We start from the raw sequence: 12,827 nt of genomic DNA, 5'->3' as shown, positions 1-12,827 counted from the left end.
AAGAACGGAATGACAACAAAAGTATCGAACGTATTTCCTTTATATTTACTCCGATTTTATACTCCATATTATTTTGAAGAACTAGCCATACATACGCTAAATTCATTTCATAATAGGGAGTTTCAAGATTTATTTTTCTAGAATCCAACAAAAACACTTACAAAATGGAGTTTTTTTATGAATTACGTCACATTTGAGGGGATTTCTCTAAAAACAGACACCGTAGTTTATTACGTTTATGCCATAATATCTATCATTTTTTGACTCAGTTAAAGGGGTACGATTATTTTCTTATACACATAATGAAGAAGCGATTAATATTCTTATAAGAACACATATAAGTAAGAAAAAGAGGAAAAGATTTGCATATAGTAAAAAATGACCTAGTTCTACACTAGGTCATTTTTTATTAACGAGGGATAGATTGCATTACAGATTGTAACGTTACTCTTTCTTCTTCTGTTAATGGAAGAAGTGGTAAACGTACAGAACCTACATCTAATCCAACCATTTGTAACGCTGTTTTTACTGGAGTTGGACTTGGCGCCATAAATAATGAATCAGTTACTCTTACAAGTAATTGATGTAATTTTTGTGCCTTCTTAAATTCTCCTGCAAGAAATGCTGTAATCATTTCTTGCATTTCGTTTCCGATAACATGAGAGGCTACCGAAACGATACCTTTCGCTCCAACTGCCATAGCTGGTAACGTTAAACCGTCATCACCGCTGTATACCGCAAAGTCGTCCGCTGTTTTTTCAATGATTTCTGTCATTGTTAACACATCGCCGCCGGCATCTTTAATAGCAACAATGTTTTCTATTTCTGATAAACGAACAACTGTATCAACGGAGATTTGTACAATAGATCGTCCTGGAACGTTATATAGCATAACCGGAAGCGGCGTGCTTTCAGCAATTGCTTTAAAATGCTGATACATTCCTTCTTGACTCGGTTTGTTATAATACGGTGCTACTAGCATTACTGCATCCACACCAACTTCTGTTGCCTTTTTAGTTAAGTCAATAGAAGCATGCGTATTATTGCTACCTGTTCCAGCGATTACGGGCACTCTTTTATCGACAACAGATACGACATGGCGATATAACGCTACTTTCTCTTCTGAAGTTAATGTAGGAGATTCTCCTGTCGTTCCTCCTACCACGATTGCTGTTGTACCGTTATCAATTAAATAATTTACCAATTTCGTTGTCTTTGCAAAATCGATATTCCCGTTTATATCAAACGGTGTTACCATCGCGGTTGCAATTGTCCCAAAATCTATCATGGTCTCACTCCTTATTGTTCCAGTTGCTTTTCTTTTGAAAGCTCAAACGCACTATGTAATGCATTTACAGCCTCCACTAAATCAGTTTCTTTTACAAGAACCCAAATTGTTGTATGACTATCTGCCGATTGCAGGATTTGAATACCTTTTTCCGCTAAAGCTGTAACGATTTTCGCAGTAACCCCTGGGTATCCTGCCATTCCAGCCCCAACGATAGATACTTTCGCACAATGTTCTGTCACAATTGGCTCATATCCAAGGTTCTGTAATAATTTAACTGCATGACTTGATACATTATCACTCACCGTATATGCTACGCCAGTAGGTGAAATATTAATTAAATCAACACTTATTCCTTCGTTCGCCATCTCTTTAAACACATGTTGTTGCAAATCATATGCCGTTTCTTTTGCAAGCACTTTAATTTGCGTTACGTTTGATACGTGGGCAATGCCTGTAACAGGACGTTCTTCTACATCACGACCTCTTGTAGCACCGTCATATGCTGAAATAAGCGTACCTTCACTATCAGAATACGTAGAACGTACACGAAGTGGCACTTTTGCATGCATCGCAATTTCAACTGCACGTGGATGAACGACTTTCGCACCTTGATAAGCCATGTTACAAATTTCGTTATACGTTACAGTTTGAAGATGACGTGCATCTTTTACAATACGAGGATCCGCAGTCATAACACCTTCTACATCAGTGAATATATCGATGTATTCAGCATGAAGTGCAACACCTAATGCTGAAGCTGAAGTATCACTACCTCCGCGTCCAAGTGTTGTCGTATCACCTTTTTTCGTTTGTCCCTGGAATCCTGTAACGACGATTACATCTACATTTTCTAACTCTTCATGTATACGATCGCAATTCATTTCAATAATCTTTGCATTCGTAAAGTCATCATTCGTTACAAAACCAGCTTGTGCACCATTTAATGCTGCTGCTTTTATACCGTTCTCATTCAACATATTAGAGAAAACAATTGCAGAGATTAACTCTCCACACGATAATAATAAATCTTGCTCACGCTTAGAAATAGTAGATTCCTCTTGATTTACAAGACTTAATAACGTATCCGTTGCATATGGTTCACCTTTACGGCCCATAGCAGATACGACAGTAACTACTTTATAACCAGCAGCTAATGATTTTTTTATATGATGAAGCGCATGCTTACGTCCATTGTCATCACGTACTGATGTGCCACCAAATTTTTGAACAATTATTTTCATATTTTGCACCTTCTCTTAGCCGTTTACACTAATTGTAATTTTACTAAGCGCTCTGCAATTTGAACAGAATTCCATGCAGCGCCTTTTAATAAGTTATCAGATACGACCCAAAGATGGAATCCTTTATCGTTATTTAAATCTTTACGGATTCTTCCAACGAATACTTCGTTTTTACCTACTGCAGTAGCTGGCATTGGATATAACTGCTCTTCTGGATTATCTTGTAGAACAATACCTTCCGCATTTGCAAGTAAGCTCTTTAATTCTGCTACTGTTACGCCTTCTTTTTCTACTTCGATGTAAACAGACTCAGAGTGTCCTGATACAACTGGTAAACGTACACATGTTGCCGCTACTTCTAATTCAGGCATATGCATAATTTTTTTCGTTTCGTTAATCATTTTCATTTCTTCAAACGTAAATCCATTATCTTGGAATTTATCAATCTGTGGAATCGCATTAAAAGCAATTGGGAAATGCTTCTTATCACCTGATACAGGAAGAACATTTGCCTTAACTTCTTCGCCATTTAAGATTGCTTGTGATTGTTCATGCAGTTCTTCAATAGCTGCCGCACCAGCACCTGATACAGCTTGATATGTGGAAACGATTACTCGTTTTAAACCATATTGCTGACGAACTGGCTCAAGAGCTACTACCATTTGAATTGTAGAACAGTTTGGATTTGCAATAATACCATTATGTTCTTTTAAGTCGTTTTCATTTACTTCAGGTACAACAAGTGGCACGTTTTCTGTCATACGGAATGCACTTGTATTATCAACAACAATCGCACCGCGTTTTGCTGCTTCTGGCGCTAATTGTTTCGATACAGATCCACCAGCACTAAATAGTGCAATATCTACTCCTTCAAAGCTTTCAGGAGTTGCCTCTTGAACTGTAAATTCTTCGCCTTTAAATACAAGTTTCTTACCTGCAGATCGTTTAGATGAAAGTAACGTTAATTTCCCGATTGGAAATTCTCGTTTCTCTAAAGTATTTAACATTTGTTCACCAACTGCGCCGGTTGCTCCAACTACAGCGACATGAAAAGTTTTTTGCTTTTCCATCACTATGCCCCTTTCTAGATACCAATCCTTCTATAACTTAGAATCAGAAGGAGTATACAATACCCCTTCTAATCTTAATAACGTTAATTTTATCATATTCTACAGTAAGAATGATGGTTTCATCAAAAATTGTCCGTTTTTTTTCGTTTTTTAATTCATATATCTGAATTTTTCTACGACAACCGGTTGCAATTGCTTCCCTTGCAGCGCTTCTAATACTGTATCTTCCAGTAACTCCATACGAGCTACCATTGAGTTCGGTTTTTTCTCTGGCGCATCTTGACCGAATGGGACGAAGTAGATGTTTTTTGTTGCCATTAGGCGCATGAGATTTACCCCATTTAATCCTAAAGCATCATTCGTCGAAACTGCCAATACGACAGGCTTGCCATTTCTTAGCGTCGCTTTTGCTGCCATTAGTACTGGAGAATCTGTCATTGCATTTGCAAATTTACTCATAGAATTTCCTGTTAAAGGAGCGATTACCATGCAGTCTAATGGAATTTTAGGTCCAAGTGGCTCTGCTCCAACAATTGAATTAATTGCTTTAAAACCTGTTATTTCTTCAATCTTCTTAATCCACTCTGCTCCTTCTCCAAATCTAGTATTTGTTGATTGAACAGTGTATGAAACAACAGGACGTACTTCTGCTCCTTCAGCAATTAATTTTTCTAAGTGCGGCATAACTTCCTCATACGTACAATGTGAACCTGTAAATCCGAAACCAATTCGTTTCCCCTTCAAACTCATTTCTTTTCCTCCTCCTTTGCGATTGCATCTGCTGCTAATAACTGAGAAAGAACATTTGCTAAGATTTGCCCAGCCGTTTTTGGGGCAACAATACCTGGTAATCCAGGTGCTAGCAATGCTTTGACTCCTCTTTTTTCTGCATATCTAAAGTCGGTACCGCCTGGTTTAGAAGCTAAATCAATCACTAACGTATGAGCTGGCATTTTTGCAATAACATTCGCTGTTACAACGAGGTGTGGAATCGTATTAATTACAATATCGATATTTCCTACTTCTTTCTCTATGTCTTGCATATGAAAAGGAGAAAACATCATTTCTGTAATACGTGCAATATGTTCAGATCGTCTTGCTCCAACTTTGACATGGGCTCCTAATGATTGAAATGCTCTCGCAACACTCATTCCTGTTCTACCAAATCCTAGAACCATTACATTGGACCCATGAATTGTATAGTCGGTATGTTGAATTACCATCATTAATGTACCTTCTACCGTTGGAATAGAATTGTATATTGCTACATCATCACGATCAAATAATTTAACAAGTTTTCGGTTCGTAGTAGATACGAGATTTTCCAAGTAAGGTGTACCAATACCTGAATATATAGTAAAGTGTTCTGGTGTATTTTCAATTTGTTCTTTCGTTATTGAAACTTTTTCATTTGAAAAAATAGTATCTACTTCTCCTTTGGCATTTGTACCGGCAACCGGCAAAATAATTGCGTCTACAGAAGTGAAATCTAAATTTTGTATACTTTCTTTTGCTGCCCCTGTGAAACCATGATCTAACTGATCAAAACCTATCAAAGAAAGTTTCGCATCCAATTCAACTAGCTTACGAATTACTTCTAGCTGCCTTGCATCTCCTCCTATGACAGCAATATGCATCTCAGTCAACATTCCCTAATTCACCTTCTTTTTCTGTCATTTATAAGAAAAGTGCCTACTTTTTCTTTTTCCTCCACATCATATGTAATGTACGAGTTTATGGTGATTGAAAATCCAAATGCACATATGATTTATCAGGTTTCTATGTAGATACAAAAAAAGATGACCAAAATGGCCATCCTTCACTCCGAATTTGAACGATCTATACTATCACAAAGAAGCATATCGTGTCCGACTTTCTTTATTTGACTCCATGCCACCCTTACTTCTTGTGGTTCCTTTTTAAAACCTCCCCACTTCCCTACAGGTATTATAAGTGTTTGTATTTGCCCGTCTTTCTCATTAATCTCTAAATCCATATAACCTAAGACTCCCATTTTTTCCGCTTTTTCTATATCTACAACCTCTTTACCACTTAATTCACTTAATCGCATACACACTCCACTCCCCTACTGAATTTTTCATTTGCATTGTCTATAATTAGTACCTATTCTATATGTATAAAAAAAATAACCTTCTCTCATTTAAAAAGAGAGAAGGTTATTTTTTATACATCGTAAAAATTGATTATAGTTTTATTCCTTTTGGAAGTTTTCCGTCTGGACTAATAAGTGCCGCAGAGAACTCGTCAGTAAACATATTGCGAATTAATCCGTCCACATTTTCTTTTGTTACAGTGTTTACACTTTCAATAATCTCATCAAGTGAACGATGTTTACGAAGAAGCAATTCATTTTTACCGTTACGGCTCATACGGCTATTTGTACTTTCTAAACTTAACATTAAGTTTCCTTTTAATTGCTCTTTACTATTCATAAGCTCTTTTTCTGTAATACCTGTATTTTTCAATGTCTCTAATGTTTCTTGCATTGTTTCATACAATGTATCTAATTGTTGGCTACCTGTTCCACCGTAAAGTGTTAACATGCCTGTATCTTCATAAGAAGAGTGGTAAGAAAATACTGAGTAAGCTAATCCACGTTGCTCACGTACTTCTTGGAATAAACGGCTACTCATGCTACCGCCTAAAACATTATTTAATACAATTAAGTTATAAATATCTTCGTGTCCCATTTGTAAGCCTTTATATCCTAGACATAAATGAGCTTGTTCCGTTTCTTTTTTACGGGCTACCTTATTGAAATGGAAAATTGGGCTATGTACTTGTTCACGGTTTGTTGTTCCTTCATAACTACCGAAATATTGCTCCACTGTTTGTAAAAATGCTTCATCAATATTTCCTGCGATTGATACAACTACATTTTCAGGTGTGTAATGATCTTTTATATATTGACGTAACGTATCACCTGTAAACGTATTAAGCGTTTCTTCTGTTCCTAAAATAGGATATCCAAGTGGATGCGTTTCATATGTTGCTTTCGTTAACATATCATGCACAATATCATCTGGAGCATCTTCGTACATTTTAATTTCTTCACATACGACATTCTTCTCTTTTTTCAGTTCTTCCTCATCAAATGTTGAATTAAAGAACATGTCTGCTAAAACATCTAAAGCATATTTAGCATGCTCATCTAATACTTTTGCATAGTAACATGTATATTCTTTTGAAGTAAATGCATTCACTTGACCACCAATGCTATCAAATGATTCTGCAATCTCTCGTGCACTACGTGTTTCTGTCCCTTTAAAGAACATATGCTCTAAAAAGTGAGAAATCCCGTTATTTTTTTCATTTTCATTTCTTGATCCCGCATGGATCCAAATACCAATCGCAACCGATCTTACAGTTGGTATATTCTCCATAACTATTCTTACACCATTTTTACAAGTATATTTTTTAATCAAAAACTTTCCTCCTACTGCCAGTTTCTCTAAATAAGTGCTATTATTTAATGATAACAAGTTTAAGGATGAATGTCATGCAAATGTATTTAATCCACACGTTTTTCATCCAGTAATTCTGTTATATTCCCCACTTTATATCCTTGTTCCTTCAATTTTTTAATCATTGTATCTAATGCTTCTGCCGTTGACGAAGTAGGATGCATTAATACGATAGCACCTGGGTGTATTTTTCTCATTACTCTCTGCAATAGTACATCTGGCTCAGGTCGCTTCCAATCGATTGTATCGACAGTCCACATAATCGTTCCCATTTGGAAATCATCAGCGATTTTCACGACTTCATCCCGAAAACTTCCACTCGGCGGGGCAAACCATCTTACTTTTTGATTCGTTACTACTTCTATCATTCGATTTGTTTTTTGTAACTGCTCTCGTATTTCATCAGACGATAGCGTTTTCATATTAGGGTGCGTATAAGAATGATTTCCGACTTCTTGATTTGCATCGACAATCATTTTTGCAAATCGTAAATTTTCTTTCACCCAACGTCCTTCTAAAAAGAAAGTGGCCTTCACATCATGCTTTTTCAATATCTCTAATATGCGAGGCAAATACTCATTTCCCCATGCCACATTTATTGTTAATCCTACCATCTTTTTATTTGGATGGCCTCTATAAATTGGAGCGGGTGATAAATCTTCTAAATGAACACTCGGTGAGACTTCTTTGAATTCAAGATATTTTTGATCAAATTCCTTTAGCTTCTTCATATTATTATACGATGCTTCAATATCCACTTGTCTTCCATTATATCCAGGTGTTGCCTTCCATATTTTATCAATCATCGCATTTTGAGGTGCAATCTCATACTTTTTTGCATGCTTTTGAATTTCTTCATGCAAGTTATCTTGTGCAAAAACAGAATAAGAGCCTAAACTGACATATAAAGAAAATATACATATGTATGCCAATATACGAACTTTCATATAAACCCTCCCAAATTAACTATATAAAAACATTTTCTTCTTATCTTTGTTAATTTGAGCGTTATAATGAAAACTATACCTATGCTGACATAAAAATATATATAAATCATATTTTTACATAACAAAAAAAGCCAGTTAAACTGGCTTTTACTTATTGCTGCTCTTGTTTGTTTTCTTCTTTAGCAGCTTCTTTTTCTTGCTCTTCTTTTAGCAATACTTTTCTAGATAGATTTACGCGACCTTGCTTGTCAATCTCGATAACTTTAACTGTAATTACATCACCGATTTTTACAACGTCTTCTACTTTACCTACACGCTCAAGTGCAAGTTCAGAAATATGAACTAATCCATCTTTACCGCTGAATAATTCAACGAAAGCACCGAATTTCTCAACACGTTTCACTTTTCCTTCGTAGATTTCACCTACTTGTACTTCGCGAACGATATCTTCGATAATTTTCTTAGCTTTGTCGTTCATTTCTTGGTTTATTGAAGAAATGAATACTGTGCCATCTTGCTCGATGTCAATTTTAACGCCAGTTTCTTCAATAATTTTATTGATTTGTTTACCGCTCGGTCCGATAACGTCACGGATTTTATCTGGATTAATTGTCATTGTAATAATCTTTGGAGCGTACGCTGATAATTCAGTGCGTGGCTCTGGAATAACAGATAACATATGATTTAGAATGTGCACACGACCAACTTTCGCTTGTTGTAATGCCTCTTCTAAAATTTCACGAGATAGACCATCGATTTTAATGTCCATTTGTAGTGCAGTTACACCTTGTGCTGTGCCTGCTACTTTAAAGTCCATATCACCTAAATGATCTTCCATACCTTGAATATCAGATAAAATTGTGTAATGCTCACCAGTTTTAACTAGACCCATTGCAATACCTGCAACTGGAGCTTTAAGTGGAACACCAGCATCCATCATTGCTAAAGTACTACCACAAATACTTGCTTGTGAAGTAGAACCATTTGATTCTAAAACTTCAGATACAAGACGTACTGTGTATGGGAAATCTTTTTCAGATGGAATTACAGGCTCAAGTGCGCGTTCTCCTAGTGCACCGTGACCGATTTCACGACGACCTGGTCCACGCATTGGTCTTGTTTCACCAACACTAAATGATGGGAAATTGTAATGGTGCATAAAGCGTTTTGATTCTTCTACACCAAGACCATCTAAAATTTGCACATCGCCTAATGCACCTAATGTACAAATACTTAATGCTTGTGTTTGTCCACGAGTGAACAAACCAGAACCGTGTGTACGAGATAAAATACCAACCTCTGATGCTAATGGACGGATTTCGTCACCTTTACGGCCATCTGGACGGATTTTTTCAACTGTAATAAGACGACGTACTTCTTCTTTTACAATTTTATATAAAATCTCATTTACTTGTCCTAATGTATCAGCGTCAGCTTCCTGCGCTTCGTAATGCTCAATAACACGCTTTTTCACTTCGTTAATTGCATCTTCACGTGCATGTTTCTCATGTACTTGAATTGCTGAATGCATATCTTCTTCAGCCATTTCACGTACAGCTTGGTTAAGATCAGCGTCAACTTCATAAAGTTTCACTTCTGATTTCTCTTTACCTACAGCTTGTACAATCTCTTCTTGGAATGCAATTAGACGTTTAATTTCGTCATGACCAAACATAATTGCTTCTAACATTGTTTCTTCAGGTACTTGATCTGCTCCTGCTTCAACCATGTTAATCGCATCTTTCGTACCAGCTACAACTAAGTGAATATCACTTTGTTCTTGCTGTTCTACTGTTGGGTTAATAACGAATTCGCCATTAATACGGCCAACTGTCGCACCAGCGATTGGACCTTCAAATGGAATATCTGAAATCGATAACGCTAATGAAGAACCAAGCATAGCTGCCATTTCAGAAGAACAATCTTGATCAACACTCATTACAATGCTGACAACTTGTACTTCGTTACGGAAGCCATCTGCGAATAGCGGACGAATTGGACGGTCGATTAAACGACTTGCCAAAATTGCTTTTTCACTTGGACGACCTTCACGCTTAATAAAACCGCCAGGAATTTTTCCGACTGCATATAAACGCTCTTCATAGTTTACTGTAAGTGGGAAGAAATCTACATTTTTTGCTTCTTTTGATGCAGTTGCTGTAGATAGAACCGCTGTATCGCCATATCTTACTAATACTGCTCCGTTCGCTTGTTTTGCAAGCTGACCAGTTTCAACTGTTAGCTGGCGACCAGCTAAATCTATCGAGAAGACTTGCTTTTCTTGACTCATTTAAGTACCCCTCTCAATTTAAAGTATTCAATTCTTCTATGTAAATGGATAGTATATCACAATATTCTACCTCTAGTATTGCCTAAAATTAAGTAAGCTATAAAGCGTAGAAGATATATTTTTACCTAACAAAAAAGCGGGAATATTCCCGCTTCTTTGACTATCGACGTAAGCCAAGCTTTGTGATTAATTCACGGTAACGTGTGATATCGCTATTACGAAGGTAAGTTAGTAAGTTACGACGTTTACCAACCATCTTTAATAGACCACGACGTGAATGATGATCTTTCTTGTGAGTACGTAAGTGCTCGTTTAGAGTGTTAATTTGCTCCGTTAGGACAGCAATTTGAACCTCTGGAGAACCAGTATCAGTCTCATGAGTTCTAAATTGTGCAATGATTTCATTTTTACGTTCTTGTGTTAAAGCCATCCTATTTCACCTCCTATTAATTAAACCCCCAATTACCTAGCAAGCGTCGGTGAGTCGCAATGCCAAGCAATGGTTGTCATAAAGTACATAACATAGAATACTACTTTTCATTTGAAAAAGCAAGTATATTCTTTTCGCTCATAAAATATTCTTGTGCTGTTTTCTTATCTTTTGCGATTTGTTCAACTAACTCATCAATACCGTTGAATTTCTTTTCTGCTCTTATACGCATATGCCACTCTACTGTAACATTTTGATCGTATATATCTTTGTTAAATTCAAATAAGTGCACTTCAATTGATAATTGACGCTCATCTTCTTTAAAAGTCGGTTTATATCCAATATTACATACACCATCGTACCATTCATCGTGAACTTTTAATCTCACTGCATAAACACCTACAGGTGGCAATAAATACTCATCACTTAAACCTACATTAGCTGTCGGGAAACCAATTTGACGCCCACGTTTGTCGCCGTGTATAACTGTTCCCGCTACAGTATAGGCTCTACCTAAAATAGATGGAATTTGCTCCATTTCGCCATTTCGAATTAACTTTCGTAATGCTGTAGAACTTACTTTCTCTTCTTGAAATTCAACTTTTTCAATCACAGTCTGTGTAAACTCCCCTCTTGCATGAAATGGTAAAGTCTCCATCTTTCCTTTTCCTAAACGTCCATATGAATAATCAAACCCTGCTACTACATGCTTTACATTTAAACCAATAATATAATCATCTACAAATTGTTGCGGTAATAACCCTGCAAATGATTCATCAAATTTAATCACATATAATATATCGATTCCTAAGCTTTCGACTATTTTTTCTTTATCACGCATTGGTGTAATATACTCCACATGCGCATCCTTTTTCCCTAAAACAACAGATGGATGAGGATGAAATGTCATAACTGCACTTTTATATCCTCGTTCGTCCGCTATTTTTTTCGCAGTTCGAATTACACATTGATGTCCTAAATGAATGCCATCAAAAAATCCTAATGCCATTACAGTAGGTGGTAATTCTAATTTATTTTGTTCATGTGGATGAGTTAAATGAATAAGTTTCACGCTTGAATTCACCTTTTTCTGTAATAATCCTTCCAATAATTCATTATAGCTTTAGTTCTTGATTATTCACAAGTACTTTCATCGGCTTTAACATGCCAGGATGTTTCGGATGATGTTCATAAATTGCTAAGCAACGATCATTTTTATCAAACACTGTAATAAATGGTGCTGTTATTTCTAATTCATTCTTTAAGAACATACCATTCTTTATTTTCTCTGCTTGCTTTTCATCTACAACCATTTTTGGAAACTTACTTAATGCTTCATCAATTGAAATGAAGATAGACTCTACTGTTCCATTTTGCACGTTTTCTTCAATTTCTTCAAATGATATGCAATCTTCTAATAAAAATTCACCAGATGCCGTTCTTACAAGGTGAGACATATGTGATGGGAAACCAAGTTTCTCCCCGATCATTACAGCTAACGTTCTTACATATGTTCCTTTACTACACGTTACACGGAAACGGAATGAAATATTTTCTCCTTCAAAAACTTCACGATCATCAAGTAATACGAATTCATGAATTGTAATTGTACGAACTGGACGTTCCACCTCTTGTCCTGCTCTTGCATATTCATATAATTTTTTCCCATTTACTTTTACAGCCGAGAACATTGGTGGCATTTGTTCAATCGTGCCTGTTAATTCCGCAAGGACTTTCTCTACTTCCATACGAGTAATAGTACGATCTACATTTTTCGTTTCAACAACCTCACCAGAAGCGTCTTCAGTTGTCGTTGAAAACCCTAATGTTACTTCACCTTCATATGTTTTCGTTTCACTTGTTAAAAATTGTGCAATTTTCGTTGCTCTTCCAACGCAAATTGGTAATACTCCTGTTACATCTGGATCTAATGTTCCCGTATGACCAATTCTCTTTTCTCGCAATATCTTTCTTAATTTAAATACACAATCATGTGATGTCATGCCTTTTGGCTTATGTAATAATACTACACCTTCCATATATGTTCACCTCATCATAATTCTTTCGTATTAA

Annotated in this window: 12 protein-coding genes; all 12 read right to left on the bottom strand. The window is 36.2% G+C overall.

All coding sequences use genetic code 11. The features are described 5' to 3' along the window. Nucleotides 1-409: 409 nt before the first annotated feature. A complete protein-coding gene (gene dapA, locus IQ781_RS24460; protein ID WP_000564762.1) occupies nt 410-1,288 on the bottom strand; it encodes a 4-hydroxy-tetrahydrodipicolinate synthase in 879 nt (292 codons plus the stop codon). Between the two features lie 11 nt (nt 1,289-1,299). Then, nucleotides 1,300-2,532, bottom strand: coding sequence for an aspartate kinase (gene dapG, locus IQ781_RS24455; protein ID WP_000692451.1), 1,233 nt, complete (start codon nt 2,530-2,532; stop codon nt 1,300-1,302). Nucleotides 2,533-2,555: 23 nt separating this feature from the next. After that, complete coding sequence (asd, locus tag IQ781_RS24450; RefSeq protein WP_000414846.1) at nt 2,556-3,602, bottom strand: aspartate-semialdehyde dehydrogenase; 1,047 nt, start codon at nt 3,600-3,602, stop codon at nt 2,556-2,558. A gap of 150 nt (nt 3,603-3,752) precedes the next feature. Further along, nucleotides 3,753-4,352 carry a dipicolinate synthase subunit B gene (dpaB, locus tag IQ781_RS24445; protein ID WP_000053596.1) on the bottom strand — a complete coding sequence of 200 codons (600 nt, stop codon included), beginning with the start codon at nt 4,350-4,352 and terminating at the stop codon, nt 3,753-3,755. Then, complete coding sequence (gene dpaA / locus IQ781_RS24440) at nt 4,349-5,251, bottom strand: dipicolinic acid synthetase subunit A (protein ID WP_000954735.1); 903 nt, start codon at nt 5,249-5,251, stop codon at nt 4,349-4,351. The genes dpaB and dpaA overlap by 4 nt, the downstream gene beginning before the upstream one ends. Before the next feature lie 170 nt (nt 5,252-5,421). After that, entirely contained in the window at nt 5,422-5,673 is a 252-nt protein-coding gene (locus tag IQ781_RS24435; RefSeq protein WP_001239759.1) for a YlmC/YmxH family sporulation protein, read from the bottom strand. A 133-nt stretch (nt 5,674-5,806) separates the two neighbouring features. Beyond that, on the bottom strand, nt 5,807-7,048 hold the full coding sequence (locus tag IQ781_RS24430) for a M16 family metallopeptidase (protein WP_000592996.1): 1,242 nt from the start codon (nt 7,046-7,048) through the stop codon (nt 5,807-5,809). A gap of 86 nt (nt 7,049-7,134) precedes the next feature. After that, the gene (locus tag IQ781_RS24425; RefSeq protein WP_000868217.1) at nt 7,135-8,034 is read right to left on the bottom strand and encodes a polysaccharide deacetylase family protein; all 900 of its coding nucleotides are present in this window, start codon (nt 8,032-8,034) and stop codon (nt 7,135-7,137) included. Nucleotides 8,035-8,185: 151 nt separating this feature from the next. Further along, on the bottom strand, nt 8,186-10,324 hold the full coding sequence (pnp, locus tag IQ781_RS24420; protein WP_000076737.1) for a polyribonucleotide nucleotidyltransferase: 2,139 nt from the start codon (nt 10,322-10,324) through the stop codon (nt 8,186-8,188). Nucleotides 10,325-10,484: 160 nt separating this feature from the next. Continuing rightward, complete coding sequence (gene rpsO, locus IQ781_RS24415; protein ID WP_001229392.1) at nt 10,485-10,754, bottom strand: 30S ribosomal protein S15; 270 nt, start codon at nt 10,752-10,754, stop codon at nt 10,485-10,487. 100 nt (nt 10,755-10,854) lie between these two features. Further along, nucleotides 10,855-11,826: a bifunctional riboflavin kinase/FAD synthetase gene (gene ribF, locus IQ781_RS24410; protein ID WP_000766706.1), complete on the bottom strand. Its 972-nt coding sequence runs from the start codon at nt 11,824-11,826 to the stop codon at nt 10,855-10,857. 43 nt (nt 11,827-11,869) lie between these two features. Continuing rightward, the gene (gene truB, locus IQ781_RS24405) at nt 11,870-12,793 is read right to left on the bottom strand and encodes a tRNA pseudouridine(55) synthase TruB (RefSeq protein WP_000399352.1); all 924 of its coding nucleotides are present in this window, start codon (nt 12,791-12,793) and stop codon (nt 11,870-11,872) included. Nucleotides 12,794-12,827: the final 34 nt, after the last annotated feature.

It is taken from the genome of Bacillus sp. N447-1 (assembly GCF_022701035.1).
GTDB lineage: Bacteria > Bacillota > Bacilli > Bacillales > Bacillaceae_G > Bacillus_A > Bacillus_A cereus.
This window is presented reverse-complemented; position numbering and strand designations above follow the sequence as displayed.

Excerpts from the sequence above, each read along its gene's own strand:
- dapA (WP_000564762.1), bottom strand. The coding sequence starts at position 1,288 with ATGATAGATTTTGGGACAATTGCAACCGCGATGGTAACACCGTTTGAT.
- dapG (WP_000692451.1), bottom strand. The coding sequence starts at position 2,532 with ATGAAAATAATTGTTCAAAAATTTGGTGGCACATCAGTACGTGATGAC.
- asd (WP_000414846.1), bottom strand. The coding sequence starts at position 3,602 with ATGGAAAAGCAAAAAACTTTTCATGTCGCTGTAGTTGGAGCAACCGGC.
- dpaB (WP_000053596.1), bottom strand. The coding sequence starts at position 4,352 with ATGAGTTTGAAGGGGAAACGAATTGGTTTCGGATTTACAGGTTCACAT.
- dpaA (WP_000954735.1), bottom strand. The coding sequence starts at position 5,251 with ATGTTGACTGAGATGCATATTGCTGTCATAGGAGGAGATGCAAGGCAG.
- IQ781_RS24435 (WP_001239759.1), bottom strand. The coding sequence starts at position 5,673 with ATGCGATTAAGTGAATTAAGTGGTAAAGAGGTTGTAGATATAGAAAAA.
- IQ781_RS24425 (WP_000868217.1), bottom strand. The coding sequence starts at position 8,034 with ATGAAAGTTCGTATATTGGCATACATATGTATATTTTCTTTATATGTC.
- pnp (WP_000076737.1), bottom strand. The coding sequence starts at position 10,324 with ATGAGTCAAGAAAAGCAAGTCTTCTCGATAGATTTAGCTGGTCGCCAG.
- rpsO (WP_001229392.1), bottom strand. The coding sequence starts at position 10,754 with ATGGCTTTAACACAAGAACGTAAAAATGAAATCATTGCACAATTTAGA.
- truB (WP_000399352.1), bottom strand. The coding sequence starts at position 12,793 with ATGGAAGGTGTAGTATTATTACATAAGCCAAAAGGCATGACATCACAT.